20 protein-coding genes and 2 pseudogenes are annotated in these 21,482 nt (G+C 70.5%); 11 read left to right on the forward strand and 11 right to left on the reverse strand.

Annotated features, from left to right (window positions below):
• The 3 genes and pseudogenes from C5F75_RS03720 to C5F75_RS03730 all read left to right on the forward strand — a co-directional run.
• Positions 1–150: pseudogene (locus C5F75_RS03720) on the forward strand (acetyl-CoA C-acetyltransferase); the annotation flags it as partial.
• Positions 151–368: 218 nt separating this feature from the next.
• A complete protein-coding gene (phbB, locus tag C5F75_RS03725; RefSeq protein WP_104011888.1) occupies positions 369–1,112 on the forward strand; it encodes an acetoacetyl-CoA reductase in 744 nt (247 codons plus the stop codon).
• Between the two features lie 108 nt (positions 1,113–1,220).
• Positions 1,221–1,454 (forward strand): hypothetical protein, encoded by a 234-nt coding sequence (locus C5F75_RS03730; RefSeq protein ID WP_059580718.1) that lies wholly within the window; start codon positions 1,221–1,223, stop codon positions 1,452–1,454.
• Positions 1,455–1,512: 58 nt separating this feature from the next.
• Here C5F75_RS03730 and C5F75_RS03735 read toward each other — a convergent pair whose 3' ends face one another.
• From C5F75_RS03735 to C5F75_RS03780, 10 genes are all read right to left on the reverse strand, one after another.
• Positions 1,513–1,842: a hypothetical protein gene (locus tag C5F75_RS03735; RefSeq protein WP_089465150.1), complete on the reverse strand. Its 330-nt coding sequence runs from the start codon at positions 1,840–1,842 to the stop codon at positions 1,513–1,515.
• A complete protein-coding gene (locus C5F75_RS03740) occupies positions 1,839–2,342 on the reverse strand; it encodes a hotdog family protein (RefSeq protein ID WP_104011889.1) in 504 nt (167 codons plus the stop codon). The genes C5F75_RS03735 and C5F75_RS03740 overlap by 4 nt, the downstream gene beginning before the upstream one ends.
• Positions 2,339–3,157, reverse strand: coding sequence for a beta-ketoacyl synthase chain length factor (locus tag C5F75_RS03745; protein WP_104011890.1), 819 nt, complete (start codon positions 3,155–3,157; stop codon positions 2,339–2,341). Before C5F75_RS03745 ends, C5F75_RS03740 begins: the two co-directional genes overlap by 4 nt.
• Positions 3,158–3,165: 8 nt before the next feature.
• Positions 3,166–4,377: a beta-ketoacyl-[acyl-carrier-protein] synthase family protein gene (locus C5F75_RS03750; protein WP_089465293.1), complete on the reverse strand. Its 1,212-nt coding sequence runs from the start codon at positions 4,375–4,377 to the stop codon at positions 3,166–3,168.
• Positions 4,378–4,440: 63 nt separating this feature from the next.
• Positions 4,441–5,325 carry a polysaccharide deacetylase family protein gene (locus C5F75_RS03755; protein WP_104011891.1) on the reverse strand — a complete coding sequence of 295 codons (885 nt, stop codon included), beginning with the start codon at positions 5,323–5,325 and terminating at the stop codon, positions 4,441–4,443.
• Positions 5,322–7,790 (reverse strand): MMPL family transporter, encoded by a 2,469-nt coding sequence (locus C5F75_RS03760; protein WP_104011892.1) that lies wholly within the window; start codon positions 7,788–7,790, stop codon positions 5,322–5,324. The genes C5F75_RS03755 and C5F75_RS03760 overlap by 4 nt, the downstream gene beginning before the upstream one ends.
• A complete protein-coding gene (locus C5F75_RS03765; protein WP_089465145.1) occupies positions 7,790–8,434 on the reverse strand; it encodes an outer membrane lipoprotein carrier protein LolA in 645 nt (214 codons plus the stop codon). The genes C5F75_RS03760 and C5F75_RS03765 overlap by 1 nt, the downstream gene beginning before the upstream one ends.
• Entirely contained in the window at positions 8,431–9,408 is a 978-nt protein-coding gene (locus C5F75_RS03770; protein ID WP_104011893.1) for an LpxL/LpxP family acyltransferase, read from the reverse strand. The genes C5F75_RS03765 and C5F75_RS03770 overlap by 4 nt, the downstream gene beginning before the upstream one ends.
• Positions 9,405–11,198 carry an AMP-binding protein gene (locus tag C5F75_RS03775; RefSeq protein ID WP_104011894.1) on the reverse strand — a complete coding sequence of 598 codons (1,794 nt, stop codon included), beginning with the start codon at positions 11,196–11,198 and terminating at the stop codon, positions 9,405–9,407. Before C5F75_RS03775 ends, C5F75_RS03770 begins: the two co-directional genes overlap by 4 nt.
• 59 nt (positions 11,199–11,257) lie before the next feature.
• Positions 11,258–11,911, reverse strand: coding sequence for a COG4648 family protein (locus C5F75_RS03780; RefSeq protein WP_059580746.1), 654 nt, complete (start codon positions 11,909–11,911; stop codon positions 11,258–11,260).
• A gap of 546 nt (positions 11,912–12,457) precedes the next feature.
• Between C5F75_RS03780 and C5F75_RS03790 the strand changes: the two genes are divergently transcribed.
• From C5F75_RS03790 to C5F75_RS03825, 8 genes and pseudogenes are all read left to right on the forward strand, one after another.
• On the forward strand, positions 12,458–12,742 hold the full coding sequence (locus C5F75_RS03790) for a phosphopantetheine-binding protein (RefSeq protein WP_081066508.1): 285 nt from the start codon (positions 12,458–12,460) through the stop codon (positions 12,740–12,742).
• A gap of 124 nt (positions 12,743–12,866) precedes the next feature.
• A complete protein-coding gene (gene fabG / locus C5F75_RS03795) occupies positions 12,867–13,583 on the forward strand; it encodes a 3-oxoacyl-ACP reductase FabG (protein WP_060966656.1) in 717 nt (238 codons plus the stop codon).
• A gap of 51 nt (positions 13,584–13,634) precedes the next feature.
• The gene (locus tag C5F75_RS03800) at positions 13,635–14,927 is read left to right on the forward strand and encodes a chorismate transformation enzyme, FkbO/Hyg5 family (protein WP_104011896.1); all 1,293 of its coding nucleotides are present in this window, start codon (positions 13,635–13,637) and stop codon (positions 14,925–14,927) included.
• A gap of 125 nt (positions 14,928–15,052) precedes the next feature.
• Positions 15,053–15,835: a glycosyltransferase family 2 protein gene (locus tag C5F75_RS03805; protein WP_059580754.1), complete on the forward strand. Its 783-nt coding sequence runs from the start codon at positions 15,053–15,055 to the stop codon at positions 15,833–15,835.
• A gap of 202 nt (positions 15,836–16,037) precedes the next feature.
• A complete protein-coding gene (loiP, locus tag C5F75_RS03810; RefSeq protein ID WP_059580758.1) occupies positions 16,038–16,799 on the forward strand; it encodes a metalloprotease LoiP in 762 nt (253 codons plus the stop codon).
• Between the two features lie 130 nt (positions 16,800–16,929).
• Positions 16,930–17,293, forward strand: a pseudogene (locus C5F75_RS37095) (hypothetical protein); the annotation flags it as partial.
• A gap of 99 nt (positions 17,294–17,392) precedes the next feature.
• A complete protein-coding gene (locus tag C5F75_RS03820; RefSeq protein WP_089465137.1) occupies positions 17,393–19,015 on the forward strand; it encodes a phospholipase D family protein in 1,623 nt (540 codons plus the stop codon).
• Positions 19,016–19,250: 235 nt separating this feature from the next.
• Positions 19,251–20,024 carry a class II aldolase/adducin family protein gene (locus tag C5F75_RS03825; RefSeq protein WP_104011906.1) on the forward strand — a complete coding sequence of 258 codons (774 nt, stop codon included), beginning with the start codon at positions 19,251–19,253 and terminating at the stop codon, positions 20,022–20,024.
• Positions 20,025–20,055: 31 nt separating this feature from the next.
• On the opposite strand, the gene C5F75_RS03830 is transcribed toward C5F75_RS03825, so the two are convergent.
• Positions 20,056–21,057 carry a hypothetical protein gene (locus C5F75_RS03830; RefSeq protein WP_104011907.1) on the reverse strand — a complete coding sequence of 334 codons (1,002 nt, stop codon included), beginning with the start codon at positions 21,055–21,057 and terminating at the stop codon, positions 20,056–20,058.
• Positions 21,058–21,482: the final 425 nt, after the last annotated feature.

Raw genomic sequence — 21,482 nt, forward strand, 5'->3', positions numbered from 1 at the left:
ATCGCGATCGGCCACCCGATCGGCGCGTCGGGCTGCCGGATCCTGGTGACGCTGCTGCACGAGATGGCCAAGCGCGATGCGAAGCGCGGGCTGGCGTCGCTGTGCATCGGTGGCGGGATGGGCGTCGCGCTCGCGGTCGAGCGTGTCTGAGCAGTGATTGACGGTACGGTTCGCTTGCGGCGCGCGCCAGCGCCGCGGGTGAGCCGCGCGGGTTTCGCGCAAGACGGGAAATCGACAATAAGCGCGAGGTACCGATGCGTGCCGCGCCGCGACGCGGGGCGGCCGTGCATCGAAGCGGTGGGGCGGCAGCAGGTGCGAGGCCGTCGCCCCGTCTTTCATCGATTACTTTTTTGTCGGTAATTCATAGTATGACTAAGCGAATCGCAGTTGTGACAGGTGGGATGGGCGGTCTCGGCGAAGCGGTCAGCATCCGGTTGAACGACGCGGGCCACCGGGTCGTCGTCACGTATTCGCCGAACAACGCCGGCGCGGACCGCTGGCTGACCGAGATGCATGCGGCCGGTCGCACGTTCCTTGCGTACCCGGTGGACGTGGCCGATCACGACTCGTGCCGGGAATGCATCGAGACGATCGTGCGGGACGTCGGCCCGGTCGACATTCTCGTGAACAACGCGGGCATCACGCGCGACATGACGCTGCGCAAGCTCGACAAGGTCAACTGGGATGCGGTGATCCGCACGAACCTCGACTCCGTGTTCAACATGACGAAGCCGGTCTGCGACGGCATGGTCGAGCGCGGCTGGGGCCGCATCGTCAACATCTCGTCGGTGAACGGCTCGAAGGGTTCGGTCGGCCAGACCAACTACGCGGCCGCGAAGGCCGGCATGCACGGCTTCACGAAATCGCTCGCGCTCGAGGTCGCGCGCAAGGGCGTGACGGTGAACACGGTGTCGCCGGGCTACCTCGCGACGAAGATGGTCACCGCGATCCCGCAGGACATCCTCGACACGAAGATCCTCCCGCAGATTCCGGTGGGCCGGCTCGGCAAGCCCGAGGAAGTCGCGGCGCTGGTGGCGTACCTGTGCTCGGAGGAGGCCGGCTTCGTGACGGGCTCCAACATCGCGATCAACGGCGGTCAGCACATGCACTGACGCGCGGCGGCCCGCACGGCATTCGCGCGCGTGGGGGCAGCGTTGCGCGCCATCCCGTGCCGGAGCGACGGCAGGCGCGCCGCTTCGGCCTCGCATTCCGGAGGACGCATGGGAGACACCTGGATGGGACTCGTGATCGGCGGCTCGGCACTGGCCGTCGCGCTGACGATGGCGATTTCGCTCTACCGGCTCGAGCGGCGCCGCGCGCGGCTGTTGCGGAATTTCGATCATCGCGATTGCGGGCTCGCGGCGTACGGCAAGTGCTTCGCGCGCAGGCCGGCCAGGCCGCTGCGCCGCGCACGTTGGCCGTCGCGCCGGCGCGTTGCGATCGACGATCGATGAGCGGTCGATCGGCGGTCACGTCCCGCGCGCATGCCGTCCGCGACGCGTGGGCGCGGGATCAGTCGTTCCTTTCGCCCTTCCCGGCCGATTCGCCCGAGTCGTTCTTGTGGAAGATCCGCTTCGTCGTGCGCTTGGTGGCTTCCCAGCCTTCGCGCGACGCATGGGCGACGCCGTGTCCGACCGCCTTCGCGGCGCTCGCGGTCGCGTGGCCGAAGCTGCGCGCCGCTTCGCCGGTCTTGTGCGCGGCTTCCTTCGAATCGCGCTTGATGTCCTGCTTCACTTCCGACAGGTCCGCGTGGGCGAGCGGGCTGAGCAGCGCCAGAACGAGCGCGGCGCCAATGAACTGACGAACTTTCACGACCGGGTTCCTTGAGGTAAGCCTCGTCATCGAGGTTTCGGGTTGCCGGCAGGCGCCGGTTGAAACGCGCCGGCGGCCGATGCGTCGAGCATCACCGCCGCGCGGCCGGACAGCAGCACGCGCTCGCCGCAGCGCAGCGCGAAGCCGTACAGCACCGAGCGGCCGTCGCCGCTCAAGCGTTGCGCGTCCACGGTGAGCGGCTGCGCGAAGATGTCGAGCCGGTCGACGAACGCGTCGACGTTGCGCACGCTTGCGAGATAGCCGGCGCGCGGGCGTGCATCGTGCGCACCGAGCAGCGCGCCATGCACGGCCATCGCCTGCGCCGCGTATTCGATGCCGCAGACCGACGCGAGCCGCCCGTGCGCGCGCAGCGGGTTGTGCGGATCGCGGTGGCTCGTCGCGGTGCAGCGGATGCGTTCGGCATCCCACGCATCGACCGAATCGAGCACGCACATCGCGCCGGCGTGCGGAATGTGCGCGGCAATCCACGCGTGGTCGAGCGGCGGGGCCGGTGCGGCGGTTGCGTTCATCGCGCGCGCTCCGCGAAGGTCCCGGGCATCGCGACGTCGACCTGCACGCGCGTGTCGTCCAGATAGTCGAGCACGACGCGCGTCGTACGTTGCGTGGCGAGCGCCTCGAGCAGCGGCAGCACGCGTGCGGCCGGATTGCCGGTGCGCAGTGCGTCGAGCCCGGCGTGCGCGAGCGCCGTCGCGGGTGCGTCGGTGAGTTGGACGTCGATACGGGCGAGCGCTCGCTCGCTGGCTTCCGGCGCCAACACGAGCGCGACGCCGAACGCATCGCCGATCGGCCGCACCGCGCGCAGCGGTTCCGGATAGTCGGTGTCGTACGCGATCAGCAGGCTCGGCACGCGATCGACGACGACCTGGCACAGGCTTTCGAGCAAGCCGGCGGCAAAGCTGCCGTCGTGCGCGCACAGCACGTTCGACGTCGCCATCGCGCGGGTCGCGATGCTCCAGTAGCCGGCCGGCGCGTTGTGCACCGAGTTGTGGAAGCGGGTCGGCGACAACTGGCGATCGTCGCCGGCCAGCGTTTCGCAGATCGCGTGGCAGTTCTGGCCGTCGCCGCCGGATGCGCTGAACACGGTCGCGAGCGTCGCGGCGTCGCGGCCGCTCGCGGCCACCGCTTCGTGGCCGACCGCGAGCGCGGCGCGCACGACGGGGCCCGTGCGACGCCGCTCGGCCGACGGCAGGCCGGCGGGCGGCGGCAGCTCGGTGCGGGCAGGCACGTAGGGCGCGCGGCCCGCGAGCACGTCGGCCGCGTGCGGCCAGCCGTTCAATCCCGGGCCGACGAGGCCGATGCTTTCGATGAAGGCGGTGAGCGTCATGGCGGGCCTCAACGGCGGTCGTGATCGGCGCGGCCGAGGATCAGGCTGCAGTTCGTGCCGCCGAAGCCGAACGAATTGGAGAGGACGGCGCGCACGCGCGTGTCGCGGCTCGCGAGCACGTAATCGGCGACGAGCGCCGGGTCGGGCTGCGTCGTGTTGACGCCGGCCGGCACGAATTGCTCGCGCAGCGCGAGCGCGGCGACGATCGCTTCCAGCGCGCCGGCCGCGCCGAGCGTGTGGCCGGTCGCGCCCTTCGTCGAGCTGCACGGCGTGCGCGCGAACAACGTGCGGACCGCGCGGCTTTCCGCTGCGTCGTTGCTTGGCGTCGCGGTGCCGTGCAGGTTCACGTAATCGATATCGTGCGCGCCGAGGCCGGCGGACGCGAGCGCCTGTTCGATCGCGGCGCGCGCGCCGAGCCCTTCCGGATGCGGCGACGACATATGGTGCGCGTCGCTCGATTCGCCGATGCCGAGCAGCAGGATCGCGTCGCCGTCGAGCGCGGCAGGCGCGGCCGGGGCGCGTTCGACGAGCGCGAACGCGGCGGCCTCGCCGATCGAGATGCCGTCGCGCGCGACGTCGAACGGCCGGCACGGCTGGCGCGACAGCAGTTCCAGCGAATTGAAGCCGTACAGCGTGGTCAGGCACAGCGAATCGACGCCGCCGACGACGGCCGCGTCGATCAGCCCGGCCTCGATCATGCGGCGCGCGGAGCCGAACACCTTCGCGCCCGACGAGCACGCGGACGAGATCGCCATCGCCGGCCCGCGCAGCGCGAAATACGCGCGCACGAACGCGGCCGGCGAATACGGGTTGTGCGTGTGCGCATAGCGGAAGTCGGCCGGCAGCGCGCCGCTCGTCGGGTCACGGCGCCGGTACGCGCGTTCGGTTTCGAGGATGCCGGCCGTGCTCGTGCCGACGAACACGCCCACGCGTGCGGCGCCGTAGCGCGCGACCGCCGCCGCGACGCGCGCATCGAAGCCGTCCTGCGTCAGGCCGAGTTGCGCGAGGCGGTTGTTGCGGCACTCGAAGTCGGCGAGATCGGCGCGTACGGGCCGCGCATCGACGCCGTCCACCGCGCCGATCCACGTGTCGAGATCCGCACGCTCGAAGTTGCACGGCACGAGCCCGCCGCGGGCGTGGCGCAGTGCATCGAGGGTCGCGTCGAGGCCGCGGCCGATGCAGCTGGTGGCGGTGAAGTGCGAGAGCAGGAGAGGGTTCACGAGAGTCGCATCCGGTGGCCGGAACGGGCGCCGCAGCAGGGCTGGCACGCGCGCCGTTCGAGGTCAGATCTTATCAAACGGGGGTGCCGGAACGCCCGGCTGGCCGGGCGGTTCGGGCGCGAGCGCCGCGCGCAAGGTGATCCAGTGCAGTTGCGCGTTGGCGGCTGCGCGCAGCACCGCCGGCAGCACGTCGAGCACGACCGGTTCGCCGCGCGCATCGCGTGCCGCGTGGCCGTCGTGCACGAGCAGGATGTCGCGCGCATCGAGCCCGTGCAGCAGGCGGCGCGTGACGGTCGCGGCGTCGCGCGCACGCGTGTCGAAGCCGCGCCGCGTCCAGCTCGCGAGTTGCAGGCCGAATTCGCACAGCACGGGTTCGAGAAACGGATTGCGCAGGCCGGCCGGCGCGCGGAAGAACAGCGGGCGCGTGCCGGCGATGTCGGTCAGCGTCTGCTGCGCGGCGGCGATTTCGCGCCGCAGCGCAGCCGGCCCCGATAGCGAAAACGTATGGCGGTGCCGCTGGCTGTGGTTCTCCACCGCATGGCCACGCGCGACGATCGCCTCGATCCACCGCGGATGACGGCGTGCGAGATCGCCGATGCAGAAGAACGTCGCGCGCGCGTCGTAACGGTCGAGCAGGTCGAGCACGCGCGGCGTGACGTCCGGGTCCGGGCCGTCGTCGATCGTCAGCGCGATGCGGCGGCCCGCGCCGGCCGGCAGGCGCGTCCAGTTCGGGCCGAGCAGCGTGCTGCGCGGCCACAGGCCGGCCGCGGTTAGCGCGAGATGCGACGCGACCACGCCGCCGACGGCCCACGGCCACGCGGCCGGTTGTGCGATCACGGCGGCGGCCGCGCCCGCGTGCAGCGCGGCGGCGCCCGCGATCAGCGGCGTCGGCTTCCAGCGGCGTGCGTCGCCGGTATCGCGCGGGGGGATGAAAGGCGGCACGTTCATGCGCGGCCTCGTTGCTCGTGATTGCCGACCGCCGTCGCGGCGCGCGGCGCGAGAATCGCCGCGAACGCGAGCGCGAGCATCGCGCCGGGGCCGACGGTCAGCCCGAAGGTTTCGAGCAGCGGCACGCGCGACAGCGCGAGCAGCCCGAAGCCGGCGACCGTCGCGAGGTTCGCGATCAGCAGCGACACCAGCGTGTACGGCGTGACGGGCTGCGCGTCGCCGCGCCGGCAGAAGAATAGCGCGTAGTTCGAGCCGACCGCGACGATCAGCAGCATCCCGACGAGGTGCAGGATCGTCAGTTGCACGCCGGCGAGCGCGAAACCGGCCGTCACGACCAGCACGGCCGCAACGAGCGGGGCGAGGGCGCGCGCGGCGAGCCGGGGCGAGCGCAGCGCGATCAGCAGCAGCACGGCGATCACGGCGAATCCCGCGAGCGACAGCCGGATGTCTTCGTGCACGTAGCTCACGTACAGCCGATCGGCTTCGGCCTTCATGTCGACGAACAGCGCATCGGGCACGCCCGCGCGCGCGACGGCGGCGCGAATCCGCGCGGCGTCGACGCTCGGCGCCGGCTGCGCGGTGCGCGCGGCGTCCGGCGCACGCAGCGGCAGCATCGCGCTCCAGCGGCCGTCGCGTTCGGTCAGCAGCGCGTCGACGGCGAGCGCCATCGACGTGCCGCGCAGGTCCGCGCGCGTCAACGGCGGCGCGCGACGCGCGGCGTCGACGTCGGCGACGAACGGCGCGAACAGGTCGGGTTTCACCGCGATCGGCTGGTTCGCGACGGCAACGCGCATCCGTTCGGCGAGTACGTTCGCCTCCGGCAGGCTCGCCTGGCGTGCGCGCTGCGCGGCGTCGCTCGGCAGGTAGCGTGCGGGGTTGTCGAAACCGCCGAGCGTGCCGCGGTCGACGAGCGGCTGCAATTGCGCGGCCACTTTTTCCGCGCGTTCGAGTGCGGCCTGTTCGGTCGGCGCGGCAATCACGACGAGGTAGCGCACGTCGGGCGCGCCGACGTCGGCGCGCAGCCGTGCGTCGAGCGCCTGCGCCTGTGCCGGCACGGGGCTGAGCGCGGCGAGCTCGCGGCTCCACAGGCTGCCGCGATGCAGCGCGAGGGTCGCGCACGCGGCGACCACGAGCGCCGCGAGCGGCCAGCGCAGCCGCGGCGCGGCGTCGGCCGCGCGCGCGAGCATGGCGCCGACGCGCGATACGTCGCGAATCGCGACATGCTCGCCGCGCAGGTGCGGCAGCACGAAGCGCGTGACGAGCGCGGCGGCCGTCAGCCCGACGATCGAATAGAGCCCGAGTTGCACGAGGCCCGGGAATCCGGAGAACAGCATCGACGCGAACCCGCACACCGACGTCAGCACGCCGAGCCGGATCGTCGGCCAGTACGCGGCGACCCACGCGCGCGTCGCGTCGGCCGGGTGCGCGGCGCCGCGCGTGCCGACCGATGCCGATTGCACGAACAGGTAGATCGAATAGTCGACGGCTTCGCCGATCAGCGTCGTGCCGAACCCGAGCGTCAGCCCGTGGACCGTGCCGAACGCGGCGCTGACCGCCGCGATCCCGGCCGCGACGCCCGTCAGCACCGGCAGCAAGCCGAGCGCGAGCGTGCGCGGCGAACGGTAGAGCGTGAGCAGCAGCGCGACGATCAGCACGACGCTCGCCGTCGACAATCGTTCGACGTCGTGCCGGATCGTGTCGCGCGTGTCGACCGAGAACACGCCGGGGCCCGTCATCGCGAGCGTCGCCGCGTTCGCATTCGGCACGGCCCGCGTCGCGGCCGCAAACGCGCGGCGCACGGCGTCGATCGCGCGGGCCTGCGCATCGGTATCGGAGCCGGCGGCGGCCGTCTGCACGACCAGCACCGCGCGCGTGCCGTCGCGCGACGCCCACACGCCGTCGCGGCTCGCGGGCTCGGCCGCGCCGTCGAGGCCGTCGACGAGCGCGGCGACTTCGCCGGTCGGATCGCGCGGCAGCATTGCCTTCGCGACGAGGCCGGCCGACGAACTCAGCAGGTCGAGGCTGTCGCCGAGCGCCTGGTGCAGGCCGTCGGCGCTGAAGCGCTGCGGCGTGACGGCCGGGCTCAGCAGATAGCGGTGATCGAAGATGAACTGCCGGTCGCGCGCGTCGTTCGCGGCTTCGCCGTTGTGAACGGCCGCGAACCGCGGATCGGCGCGCAGCGTGCCGGCGACGCGCCGCGACAGCGCGGCGCGCGTGGCCGCATCGCCGCCGTCGATCGCGACGAGGATCAGGCGCGACACGATGCCGTCGCGCAACTGGTCGACGAGCACGCGCTGCCCGGCGCTCGGCGCGTTCGGCAGGAACGCCGACAGGTCGGCCGTGAAGTGCGCGCGCCCGATCGCGACGCCGCACGCGACGAGCGCGAGCAGCCACACGAGCACCGCGCGCTGCCGCCATGCGGGCACGCGGCGGGCGACGGGGGAGGAGCGCATGCGATCATCCATCAGTTCGCGTTCGCCGCGGCGGGTTGCAGGCGCATCACCGAACGGTCGCCGTCGGCCTGCCGGATCGTGACGCCGCGCAACGTGTCGCGCGTGCCGTCGAGCGTGATCGTGCTGACGACCTTCAGCATCCGCGAGTCGAGCGGCGTGAGCGTCATCGTCCAGCCGTCGCCGCGCCCGGACAGCGCGACCTTGTACACCCGTTCGAGCGCGAAGCGGTTGCCGGCAAGCGTCGCGCGGATGCTGTCGATGAACGCGCCGAGTTCCGGATAGCGCGCGAGCGCGAGCGTGTACTTGCGGTCGTTGCGCTCGACGGTGAGCATGTCGCCGTCGACGACGAGGTGCTCGGGCTTCGGGCTCAGCGTGTGCTTTTCCAGATGATCGGGTGCGACGAACACCAGTTCACCCGACGATTCGACCGGCTGCGTGGCGATCGACAGGTGCTTCGTCTCGGTGAAGGTCGCGCGGCCCGACTTGTGCTGCGCGAGCGTCGACATCAGCCGGTCGAGGGTCCAGGCCGAACCGGCATCGGCCGCGTACGCAGGCACGGCCAGCGCGATCGCGGCGGCGCTGGCGGCGAGCACGCGCGCGGTGCACGCGGCCACGGGCAACGAGAACGGGAACAGGCAGCGGCGAGCGGCGGTCATGCGTCGGAATCCCTCGTGGCGGGCAGGTCGGCGCCGGCGTGCACCGCGTCGCGGCGCGCGGGCGCGGCGTCGCCGCCTTGCCAGAAATCGAAATAATTGAACCAGTTGTACGGCGCCGCGCGGCAGTACCTGTCGAGCAGCGCGACGTAGCGCGCGAGCGCCGCGTCGACCGCCGCCGCGCGCGTATCGCGCCGCACGTCGGAGAAATCGGCGAGCGTCTCGAAGTGCACGTCGTAGCGGTTGCCGTCGCGATACAGGCCCGTCATGAAGATCACCGGGCGCTTCAGCATCGCGGCCATGTAAAGCGGGCCGACCGGGAACGCGGCCGGCGCGCCGAGCAGCGGCAGGCGCCGCAGCGACGCGGCCGCGTCGTCGAGCAGCGTGCGGTCGGCGAGCATGCCGACCATGCAATTTGCGTCGAGGCGCTCGCGCACCTTCAGCATCGAGTCGACCTGCCCGAGCGGAATCACTTCCGGCTGCGCGGCCGGGTTCACCGCCGCGAGCGTCGCGTTGATCTTGCGCGCGTTCTGCTCGTACATCGTGACGACCACGCGCAGGTCCGGGCGCGTGCGGCCGATCGCGCGCACGACCTCGAAGCTGCCGAGGTGCGCGCCCATCAGAAACGCGCCGCGGTTGCCCGCGAGCGCAGCGTCGACGAGCGTTTCGCCGTGCAGCCGGATGTCGAACAGGTCGAAGCGCCCGTTCATCAGGTACACGCGATCGTGGATCGTCGCCGCGAACGTGAACACGTGCCGGTACACGTCGCGCCAGCGCACGGGGCGGTCGAGCACGCGGCGCAGGTAGTCGCGCGACGCCGCGCACGCGGCCGGCGAGAACAGCACGAAATACGTCGCGATCAGGTGCAGCACGATGCGCGCGCGCTGTCGGCCGAAGCGCAGCGAGATCCACGTCATCGCGCGCAGCAAGCCCGCGTTGCTGCGCTCCTGACGCTCGGCCCACGCGGTGCGCTTCATGGCTGCGCGCCATCCCGCGCGGCCGGTGGCGCGGACAGCACGCCGGTCGCGACCTCGCGCGACCCGGCGCGCACCGTGAAGCGGATCGCGCCGCCGGCCGCGGCGTCGTACGCGAGATCGAGCGGTTCGCCGGGCGCGACCGGGCTCAGGAATTTCGCGGCGCCGAGCCGCCACGCGTGCAGCGGACGGTTCAGCGCCGCGCCGATCGCATGGATCGCGTGATCGAGCAGCACGACGCCCGGCACGACCGGATGGCCGGGAAAGTGGCCGGGCAGCGCGGGATGGTCGGCGGCGATCGTGAACGCGAGCGAGGGCGAGGGCGAGGGCGACGGCGACGGCGTGCCGGCCGGGTCACCCTCGGCCGGCGGACCGACCGTCGTGGCCGCCGCGGTGGCGGCGCGCGCATGACGCGCGACAAGTGCGGCCAGCAGGTCGCGCGGCAGCTTGCCCGTTTCGTTGCGCGGCAGCGCATCGACGAACACGAGCGGGCGCGGCATGAACGCGGGGTCGATTCGCTCGCGCAGCGCGCGTTGCAGATCGGCGGCCGCGAGCGTCGGTGCGACGACCAGCGCGACGAGCCGCGTGACCGGTTCGAGCGCCGTGTCGCCCCGCGCGGGCGAGGCTTCGTCGGGCATGAAGAACACGCCGTCGACCACTCGGGGGATCGCGTTGAGCTGATGATTTAGATATGCGAGCGACGTGCGCTTGCCGGCGATGTTGACGAGGTCGGCCTTGCGGCCGTGCAGCAGGAACCGGCCGTCGCCGAGCAGCTCGAGCGCGTCGCCCATCGGCACGGGCGTCTCGACGTGCCCGCCCGATACCCAGACCGTCGGCCCGCTGTCGTCGCCGGCCGGATCCTCGCGTGCGTCGCACGCGTCGAGCCGGATGCCCGGGAACGGGTCCCACGCCGCGCCTTGCGACGTGCGACGGGTCGCGATCTGGCCCGTCTCGGTGCTGCCGTAGATCTCGACGAGCGGCGCGTCGAGCGCGGCCTCGGCTTCGCTCGCGAGCTTTTCCGACAGCGGCGCGGTGGCCGACAGCACCAGCGCCGCGCGCGGCAGCGCATGACCGGCCGCCAGCAGCGCACGCAGGTGGATCGGCGACGTGACGAGCACGCGCGGCTGCGGGATCGCGTCGAGCTCGTCGCGAATGTCGCCCGGGTAGAACGGCTGGCGGTTGCTGAACGCGAGGCCGCCGATCAGCGCGAGCAGCACCGTCGACTCGAAGCCGTACATGTGCTGCGCGGGCACCGTGCCGATCAGCGTGGCCGCGCGCCCGTCGAGCAGCCCTAGGCGCTCGGCCGCCGCGCGCACGCAGCCGACCAGGAAGCCCCAGGTTTTGCGGTGCGGCACCGGCGCGCCGGTCGAGCCGGACGTGAACACGTAGGCCATGATCCGCGCCGCGTCGATCTGCGGCACGGCGAACGGCGCGTCGCTCGTGCATTCGCCGGGCGCGGCGTCGGGATACGCGAAGCGCGGCAGGTCGATCGCGCAGTCGGGCGCATCGTGCAGGCAGAACGCGTCGGGCGCGAACGACGCGAGCTGGCGGACCATTTCCGGCGTATGCGTCGACGGCAGCAGGCTGATCCTGCCGGCGACGAGCGCCGCGCACAGGCTGACCGCGAAGCGATAGCGGTCGCGGCACACGTTGAACACGTGGCCGCCGGCGGGCAGCGCGGCGGCCACGCGCGCGACGTCGGCGACGAAGGCGCGCACGGTGACGGGCGAGCCGTCGCGCCAGGCGATCGTCTGGTCGGGCGAGGCATGGAATACCAGCGGGTGAGTCGGCATAAATCGGTCAAGACGGGAACGAAGGCCGGCGCGGCCGTGAAGCCGCGCCGGCCATGAATTCATCGCGAGGCCTGCGACGCGTGGGTCGACGCGCGATACGCGCGCACCGCGTCGACCATCCGCGGCCGTGGCTCGTGCGGCAGCGCGAAACGCCGGCATGCATGCTCGGCGGCGAACATCACGGCGACGAGCGGCAGCGACAGGTAGTTCGCGAACGTCGACCACGTGACGATCGGCGCGGTCGCGAACAGCAGCGTCGACACGGCGGCGGTCGCGACGAAGAACAGCGTCCACGCGAGCGTGATCCGCCGCGTGTAGCGCGCGACGGCCGGCGTGACGGCGCCGTGGATCATCGCCGCGAAGCGCGTGCACAGCGGCACCTGGCCGGCCACGAGCGTGCGGCCGAACAGCAGCGCCATCGCGACGTTGAAGCTCGCGTGTTCCAGATACAGGCCCCATTCGAAGTGCCGCGCGAGCGGCGCGCGCGCGACCCACAGCGCGGCGGCGGCCAGCAGCCATGCCGGCACGAGCCATGCGCGCCGCGGCGAGCGCAGCGCCGCGCCCAGCGCGAGCAGCAGCGGCGGCACGAGCGCCATCGCGAGGCCGAAGCCGTGCGCGCCGGGTGTCGCGCTCGCGTAGTGCGCGCCCACCTGGTAGGCGGCCACGGCACCGGCCGCCGCAATGCCGCGCACGACGGGCAGCAGGCGGCTCATCGGCGGCCTCCGCGCGCGCCGGGTGTGCACCGGCCGGCGGCCGGATGGCGGCGGCGGACGGGCGGGCGAACCGGAACGGGGCACAAGAGCGGACGCGGCATGACTGGAGACATCGGGTGGATCGTCGGCGGACGCGCGGTCGGGCCGTCAAACATCATATGAATGGCGGCTTGGACGCGGGTCCGGGCCGGTGGTCGGGCACGCTCATTTTAGGGCCGCGGCAGCGCCGGTTCGGGGCGGCCGCGACCGGCTTTTGTAACCGATTGTATGGCGCGGGACGAATGGTTTCGCGGGGTCGGTGCATTTCCATCCAAAGCGGCTCAAGCGTCTCGTGCATTCGCGGCCGAAACGGGCCGCGGCGGCGGCTCGCCAGTCTTGTAACCATTCGCGGTATACGCCCCGATACCCTTCGTCTAGAATCCGCGTAACTTTTACAAACGATCCCCAAACGACGCAGGCGGGGAAGCCGGCAGAGGCCGGAGGGACGGAGATTCGCACGCGCCGGGCGTGCACGACGGTTGCCGTTTCCGGGCGCCTCCCGCTGCCATGGGCCGCCTGCACGCACGCATGATGAACGCACTGGAACAAGAGCTCGCCACGCTGATCATCGGCGAACTGAATCTCGAAGACGTCTCGCTCGATACAGTGACGGCCGACACGCCGCTGTATGGCGAAGGTTTCGGGCTCGACTCCATCGACATTCTGGAAATCGCGCTGCTGATTTCGAAGCAATACGGCTTCGAGCTGCGCTCGGACAATCCGGACAACCAAAAGATCTTTGCGACGCTCGGCGCGCTGGCGGCCTACGTCGCCGCGCATCGCACGAAGTGACGGTGTTGTGCACGGGCGTAGCGCGCGGGCGCGGCGCAACGATGAAGACGGCACGCGGCGGCGCTCGGCGGACGATGCGCGGCCGCGTCGATCGAGGTGAAAACGCGATGAACGGAGCCATTCGATGCGGGCGCTCGTGACGGGCGGCAGCGGCGCGCTCGGGCAGGCGATCTGCACGGCGCTCGCGCAGGCCGGCCATGAAGTGTGGGTGCATGCGAACCGCCATCTCGCGCACGCGCAGGCGGTCGCGCAGCAGATCGTCGCGGCCGGCGGCGCCGCGCACGCGATCGCGTTCGACGTGACCGACGCCGACGCGACGCTTGCCGCGCTGAAGCCGTTCATCGACGAGGCGCCGGTGCAGATCCTCGTCAATAACGCGGGCATCCACGACGACGCGCCGATGGCCGGCATGTCGCGCCAGCAGTGGCGCAGCGTGATCGACGTGACGCTCAACGGTTTTTTCAACGTCACGCAGCCGCTGCTGCTGCCGATGATCCGCACGCGGCACGGACGGATCGTCAACATCGCGTCGGTGGCCGGCGTGACCGGCAATCGAGGGCAGGCCAACTACGCGGCGGCGAAGGCGGGGCTGATCGGCGCGACGAAGTCGCTGTCGCTGGAGCTCGCGTCGCGCGGCATCACCGTGAACGCGGTGGCGCCCGGCATCATCGCGTCGCCGATGGCCGAACAGGCGTTTCCCGCCGAACGCATCAAGCAGCTCGTGCCCGCGCAGCGCGCGGGCCGGCCCGACGAAGTCGCGGCGATGGTCGCGTATCTGGTATCCGACGCCGCGGCTTATGTGACGGGGCAGGTGTTGTCCGTCAACGGCGGGCTCGCATGACGCGGCGTGTCGCGTTGGCCTGACCGCATTGGCCTGACGTAATGCACCGCGGTGCAGGGCCGCGTCGTCGCGCGGCCTGCGCCCCTTAGTGAGGAAATCGAAGTGTCCGTGCAACCAGTCGACGCCGAACGGCACCCGTGTTCGCCGTCCCCCGCCGCCGCGCCGTCCGCGCACGGCGGCGACCGCGCGCTGCGGCTCGTCCAGATGAGCGATGCGCGGCTCGTCGCGCTGCTGCACGATGCGCGCGGCCGTGGCGACGCACTCGATCGCGTGTTTCCCGGCGCGCTGGGCGCGGTATGCATCGGCGCGGCGGGCACACCGGACGAATCGCGCGCGCAGGCGCTGGCGCGGATGCTGACCGATGTTGCGCCCGGCTTGCCGGTCGCGCCGGTGCGGATGGCGCTGCTCGGCGCCAAGGTCGCGCCGGGCGATGCCGTCTGCGAACTCTGGCAATGCGACGCGCACGACCTGCGCAGCGAACGGCGCGGTGCGCTGCACTACCGCTACAGCGAAGCGGCGGGGCTCGTGTTCGGCAGCCTCGTCGTGCACGAGACGGACGCGGCGTACGACGCGCCGCGCGACGGCGGCACGCCGCTCGAACGCGCGACGTTCGATGCGTACCGCGCGCTGTTCGGCCTGCTCGATACGCTCGGCATGCCGCATCCGCTGCGGATCTGGAACACGGTGCCGGCGATCAACGCGGTGCAGTTCGGGATCGAGCGCTATCGTCAGTTCAATATCGGCCGTCAGCACGCGTTCGATGCGTGCCGGCGCGCATTGACGGGCGGCGTGCCGGCCGCATGCGCGCTCGGCTCGGTCGTGCCGGTCGCGGGCGATGCGCCGCCGGCCGCGCCGCTCGCGATTTATTTCCTCGCGAGCCGCACGCCGGCCGATGCCGTCGAGAATCCTCGCCAGGTCAGCGCGTATCACTATCCGGCGCAGTACGGCCCGCGTGCGCCGACGTTCGCACGCGCCGCCGCATGGGCCGATGGCGATGCGGCGCCGGTGCTGTTCGTATCGGGCACCGCGAGCATCGTCGGGCATCGCACCGTGCATCGCGGCGACGTCGTCGCGCAGACGCGCGAGACGGTCGCGAATCTCGCGGCGGTGCTCGAGCAGGCCGCGCGGCAGGGGCACGGCCCGTACTCGCTCGCCGACCTCGGCTATCGCGTCTACGTGCGCGACGCCAACGACACCGCGGCGCTGGCCGAGATCGACCGCGTGCTGCGCGATGCGGCCGGTTCTCACGTGCGGCCGCTGTTCGTGCATGCGCACGTGTGTCGCGACGACCTGCTGGTCGAGATCGAGGCCAGCGCCGGTCATGCGATGGAGTGGCTGCCATGAAGCGCGAGAGCCTCGCGGTCCGGTCACCGGCCCTGCCAGCAACCGAGGTCGACGACGCGTGCGAGCGTTCGTCGGCAAGTCATGCACTTTTGTCAGGATCCCCGTCTTCGTCATCGGCTGTTCCCATGTCCAGGCTGCACGCGTCGTCCACCCATCTCGTCCTGATTCCGAGCTACAACCCGGGCGCCAAGGTCGACACGACCGTGCGCAATGCACGCGCGCAGTGGAACCCGGTGTGGGTCGTCGTCGACGGCAGCACCGACGGCAGCGCCGAACGGCTGCAGGCGATGGCCGAGCGCGATCCCGGCTTGCGCGTGATCGTACTGCCGGAGAATCGCGGCAAGGGCGCCGCGGTGCTCGCGGGCCTCGACGCGGCGGCCGCGAGCGGCTTCACGCACGTGCTGACGATGGATTCCGACGGCCAGCATCCGGCCGACCTGATTCCCGCTTTCATGGCGGCATCGCAGGCCGCGCCCGACGCGATGGTGCTCGGCGTGCCGAAGTTCGACGCGAGCGCGCCGCAGTTGCGCGTGCAGGGGCGCCGGCTGTCGAACGCGTGGGCCGACCTCGAGACGCTTTGGGCCGGCATCGGCGATTCGCTGTACGGCTTTCGCGTGTATCCGGTCGCGCCGCTGGCGGCGATCATGCGGCGCCAGCCGTGGATGCGCGGCTTCGACTTCGATCCCGAAGCGGCCGTGCGGCTGTGCTGGGCCGGCGTGCGTCCGATCCGCATCGACGCGCCGGTGCGCTATTTCGGCCGGCACGAAGGCGGCGTGTCGCACTTTCACTACGGTCGCGACAACGCGCTGCTTGCGTGGATGCACTTGCGTCTTTTCACCGGCTTTGCAGTGCGGCTGCCGATGCTGGTCGCCCGCCGCCTGACGCGCCGCCGCGGCCAGACCGCCTGAGCGACACCGTTTCCCGCTTCCGTTCCGGCCGTCGCCCGAGCGCGACGATTGCGGCGCTTTTTGTCGTCAATTCGACCATGTTTTGACACTTATTTTCAATCTACCGAGTAATCGACATGTCATGTGATGTAAACATCTGGTAATTTTCCGCCGGATTATGCAAAATCGCCGCTCCCAAATACAACTATCGAGGGATTCCGGGATGCAACTCAAGAAAGCGGTGGCGGCGTGTGGCGTGGCGTTTCTGTTGAGCGCGTGCGGCGGGGTACAGAACCTTGATGCGAACAGCCTGACGTCGGCGGGGACCAATCTCTACAAGGCGGCGACGCTGTCGGACAGCGACATCGCCGCGCTGTCGAACGAGTCGTGCAAAGCGAGCGACGCCGAATCGAAGATCGCGCCGCCGAACAGCGCGTACGCGAAGCGCCTGACGAAGGTGATGAAGGGCTTCGGCGACATGACGCTGAACGGCCAGAAGATCAACTCCAAGGTCTACCTGACCAAGGACGTCAACGCGTGGGCGATGGGCAACGGCTGCGTGCGCGTGTACAGCGGCCTGATGGACATGATGAACGACGACGAGCTGCGCGGCGTGATCGGCCATGAAATGGGCCACGTCGCACTCGGCCACTCGAAGAAGGCGATGCAGACGGCGTATGCGGTGAGCGCGGCGCGTACCGCGGCCGGCGCGGCTTCGCCGGGCGTGGCGGCGCTGACGAGCTCGCAGCTCGGCGACATCACCGAGAAGTTCATCAACGCGCAGTTCTCGCAGTCGCAGGAAAGCGCGGCCGACGACTACTCGTTCGACCTGATGAAGCAAAAGAACATGAGCCAGAAGGGCCTCGTCACCGCGTTCCAGAAGCTCGCGAAGCTCGACGGCGGCCAGAGCTCGATGATGAGCTCGCACCCGTCTTCGTCGAGCCGTGCGCAGCACATCGAGGATCGCATCGCGAAAGGTAGCTGATTCCGCAGCCGATCGCGCGGCGGATCGCCGGCCGTCCGCGCCGGCGATCGGCAAGCGACATGAAAAACCCCACGCTCGTTGTTCGGGCGTGGGGTTTTGTTTTTTCGGCCTGGCTGCCGCCGCTTGCGCGCTCGAAACCGCGCACGCGAACGGCGACGCGGCCGTCGCAGCCGCGACCGACGCGAAGCTGCACGAGGCGATCGCGCTCGCGTCGCGCAACACGATGTGCGTGCATCGACATACGGGCGTGGCGCGCATGCTGCGCGAGCACATCGGATCGACATGGCCGGGATGACGATGGAGGACGAGCAGGCACCCGGGTTGCTGTCATTGCGGCACCCGGTCGTGTGCGGGCGATTCGCAAGCGCCGGCTCCAAGAGACGCGCACCCGCGATGCAGACCATATCGACTACGTACGCAGCCATTTCGAACCGAGCGATGTACCGCGAGATGGGTTGGAGCAACGGCGCGGCATGCTCGGCCCGCCCAATTGACCGGTTCGTCGGGCGCCCACTAGAATCGATCGGGACCGCCTGTCAGCCGCGCGCCGCGGCAATGACGTGCCCATTGATCCGACTGTCGAGGAAGCTTCCGTGCTCACGTCCTTGATCCGGCGCGCACCGGCCGCGCTGCCGTGGCGCGCCGCATGCCGCCAGGCCCGCGCGCTGATCGTCTGTGCGCTGCTGCCGCTCGCCGCGTGCGCGACGCATCCGCCCGCCACTTCGCTCGATCGCCCCGTCTCCCACGCGTTGCCGGCCGCTACCGCGACGCCGTTGCGCGATGCGCTGGCCGCGCCGGAGGCCGCGCATCCGGGGCAGTCGGGCTTCCGACTGCTGGCCGACGGCGCCACCGCGTTGCAGATGCGCATCGCGCTCGCGCGTGCGGCGACGAAGACACTCGACATGCAGTACTACATCGCGACCGAGGATACGACGGGCAAGCTGCTGCTCGCCGCGGCGCTGTACGCGGCCGATCGCGGCGTGCGCGTGCGGATGCTGGTCGACGACCTGAACTTCGACGATATCGACCGCGTGATGGCCGCGCTGAATACGCATTCGAACATCGAGATCCGCGTGTTCAACCCGTTCGGCGCATCGCAGCGCGGCATGGTCGAGCGTACGGCCAACTTCTTCACGCGGATCGACAGCTTCACGCGGCGGATGCACAACAAGGCGATGATCGCGGACAACCAGCTCGCCATCGTCGGCGGCCGCAATCTCGGCGACGAATACTTCAGCGCGAGCCCGACGCTGCAGTTCCGCGATCTCGACGTGCTGGCGGCCGGCCCCGTGACGCACGACATCTCGACGAGCTTCGACGAGTACTGGGCGAGCGCGAGCAGCTATCCGCTGCGCGTGCTCAATCATCAGACCTTCGATCCGAAGGATCTCGACGCGATGCGCGACGAACTGCGCGAGCACTGGCGCAAGAATGCCGATCCGTACAACGCGAAGCCGCTGAACGCGACGCCGCTCGCCCGGCAGATCGCGCGCGACGAACTCGAACTCGTGTGGGCGCCGGCCGAATTCAAGGTCGATGCGCCGACCAAGGTCGCGCGGCCGACCGGCACGTACGTGAGCCCGCCGATGCAGCGCCTGGCCGAGCTCACGCGCGGCGCGCGCAAGGAATTCCTCGCGTTCTCGCCGTACTTCGTGCCGCACGACGCCGGCGTGAAGATCCTCGGCGAGACGGCCGCGCGCGGCGTGCGCGTCGCGATCGTCACGAATTCGCTCGCGGCGACCGACGCGGTCGCGGTGCAGGCCGGCTATGCGCCGTATCGCGTGCCGTTGCTGCGGCGCGGCGTCGAGCTGTACGAATTCAAGTCGCAGCCGGATCAGCAGCCGGCGCGGCTGTTCGGCTCGCGCTCGCGTGCGAGCCTGCACGCGAAGGCATACGTGATCGACCGGCAGATTCTCGTGATCGGCTCGCTGAATCTCGACCCGCGTTCCGCGTACCTGAACACCGAGCTCGCGCTCGTGATCCACAGCCCGGTGCTCGCGCAGCAGGCCGCGGCGATTTTCGCGCGCGTGACGCAGCCGGACGAAAGCTATCGCGTCACGCTCGCGAAGGGGGCCGACGGCAGCCCGCCCGCGCTCGAATGGACGGGCACCGAGGGCGGCCGGACCACCACCTATCACGTCGACCCGCACGCGGGGCTGCTGCGCAACGTGATGACGGGCATCTTCACGCTGCTGCCGGTCGACGATCAGTTGTAAGGGCGGGAACGGCTCCGGCAAAACCCGCGATACCGGCGCGCGGGGAAAGATGATATGGTTGTGCGCGCAACGATATGTGAATCGTGAAGGGCGCCGGACCGCTCGCGCAATGCGGGCCGGAACGGTGCCGAACGACGTGCCGCCGCACGTGCGGGATCCGCACCCTGCGCGGCGCCGGCAGACGATGGACGACGCGCACCGCCACGCTGCGCGCCCCGCGCAACCGGAGTTCCCCATGCAACGTGTACCGAACCAGTCGTTCACGCGCCCCGCGCGCTTTTCCGAAGCCGAATGGCAGGCGCGGGTGCAGCTCGCGGCTGCCTACCGCATCTTCGACCACCTCGGCTGGACCGAGCTCATCTACAACCATATCTCGCTGCGCGTGCCGGGCGAGGACGGGCATTTCCTGATCAATCCGTTCGGGCTCCATTACCGCGAGGTGTGCGCATCGAACCTCGTGAAGATCGACATCGACGGCAATGTGATCGGTCATTCCGACTGGCCGATCAATCCGGCCGGGTTCACGTTCCACAGTGCGATCCATGCGGCGCTCCCCGATGCGCACTGCGTGATGCACGTGCACACGACGCCGACGATGGCCGTGTGCTGTTCGCGCGACGGGCTGTCGTTCTCGAATTTCTATGCCGCGCAGTTGTACGGGAAGGTCGCGTATCACGACTTCGAAGGCATCACCGTGCATCTCGAGGAGGGGCGGCGCATCGTCGACAGCGCGCTCGGGCGGCCCGTGCTGCTGCTGCGCAACCACGGGCCCGTGACGATCGGCGCGACGCTCGCGCAGACGTTTTCGCTGATGTGGCTGCTCAACCGGGCGTGCGAGGTGCAGATCGCGACGCATGCGATCGGCGATGCGCTGCCGATTGCGCCGCCCGTTCTCGAAGGGTGCGTGCGCGATTCGCTGAATTTCGATCCGAAGCATGGCGCGGGGCAGGACGCGTTCGACGCGCTGCAGCGCATCGTCGACCGGATCGATCCGGGCTACCGCGCGTGACGCGGGCGGCGCGCCCGGCGAGTGCGCCCGCCTAGAACCGGTAGCCGAGGCCGGCCTGGATCACGTCGGTGTCGCGGTCGTAGCGCGTGACCACGCGGTTCCACGTGACGCGCGCGAGCCAGCGCTCGGAGATCCGGTAACTGGCCGAGATCGACACGATGCCGGAGAGGCGGCCGTCGCCGGGGCCCGGCTGGCCTTCGCGGTTGCGCTGGTTGACGGTGAAATAGGCGCCGGCGCCGGCCGCCAGCGTGACCTTGTCGTTCAGGAACGCGCGCGTGAGCCACAGCTGGGAGGCGACGCCGTTGCGGCGGACCGCCTGCTTCGCGCCTTCGTACATCCACGTCGCGGTCCAGTCGATCGAACGCGTCAGGCCGCGCCGGTATTCGAGGCTGCCGCCGAGTGTCGACGGCGACGAGCGGCTGTTGAGAATCGTCTCGCCGAGCATCGCCGTGATTTCGTTGTGCGTGACCCGGCCCGCGCGCGGCAGCGCGGTGTCGCGTGGGCCCGGCGTGTCGGGCGCATCGAGCTGATAGCCGACGCCGAACATCACCGCCGTCGTGTCGGGCCCGCCGAACACCTGCGCGCGGTTGACCTGAAGCTGCGCGATCCAGCGGTGCGACGTGTAGTACGCGGCGCGCACGCTCATCAGCACGCCCCAGCCGTGCGTATTCGAGTAACCGCGGCCTTCGGCGGCCGGCACCGTGTCGAAGTAGCGATACGGGCCCGCGCCGGCCGACAGCACCAGCCGGCGGCGATCGAGCGGCATGCGGCCCCAGAACTGCACGGCCTGGCCATCGCGGTGGTGATTCGGGATGTGCCCTTCGTTGTACCACGTGAAGCCGAGCGCGGTATGCGGGCTCAAGCCTTCCTGGTAATCGAACGCCCACGAATACGTGCGTTGGCCGCCGCCCCACAGCGGGCCGGTGAACAGCGAGAATTCCTGCGCGTCGGCGGGCGCGCCGTAGAGGGCGGCGGCGGAGCAGAGTCCCACCAGCAGCGGGCGGGCGCGGACGGGGCGGGTCGGGCGGGGCAGCGGGAGACGGGCCGGCACGGTCAACTTTCCAGTCACGACAACACGCGATCATTTTCCTGCGCGGGAAAACACGTGTCGACCCGGGTTCGCGCAATACCGTATTACACGTATCGTGACAACATGCGGGGTACGCGGTCGGGTCCCGGCACGCGTCGGCATGCGCTTCGATCGCGGCGTTCGCGAGATGAAAAATGATTCGTCATGCTTCTTATTCCGGAAAGAGACGTTCGTGTGCGGCATGTCGCGTGCCGGTCGATACACGCAAAAAAAACGCGGCCGGGCGGCCGCGTGAATACTCGCAGACTCCTTCGGACGAAGGAAACAAGCAACTGTGAAACGAAGTGTAGCGAAAGGCCGCGTCGCGATTCAGGGGGCCTGCTGCAAAGGTCTCTTCCACGTTTCGGCAGGCTGCCCGGATCGACCGC

It is taken from the genome of Burkholderia anthinoferrum (assembly GCF_002925705.1).
GTDB lineage: Bacteria > Pseudomonadota > Gammaproteobacteria > Burkholderiales > Burkholderiaceae > Burkholderia > Burkholderia semiarida.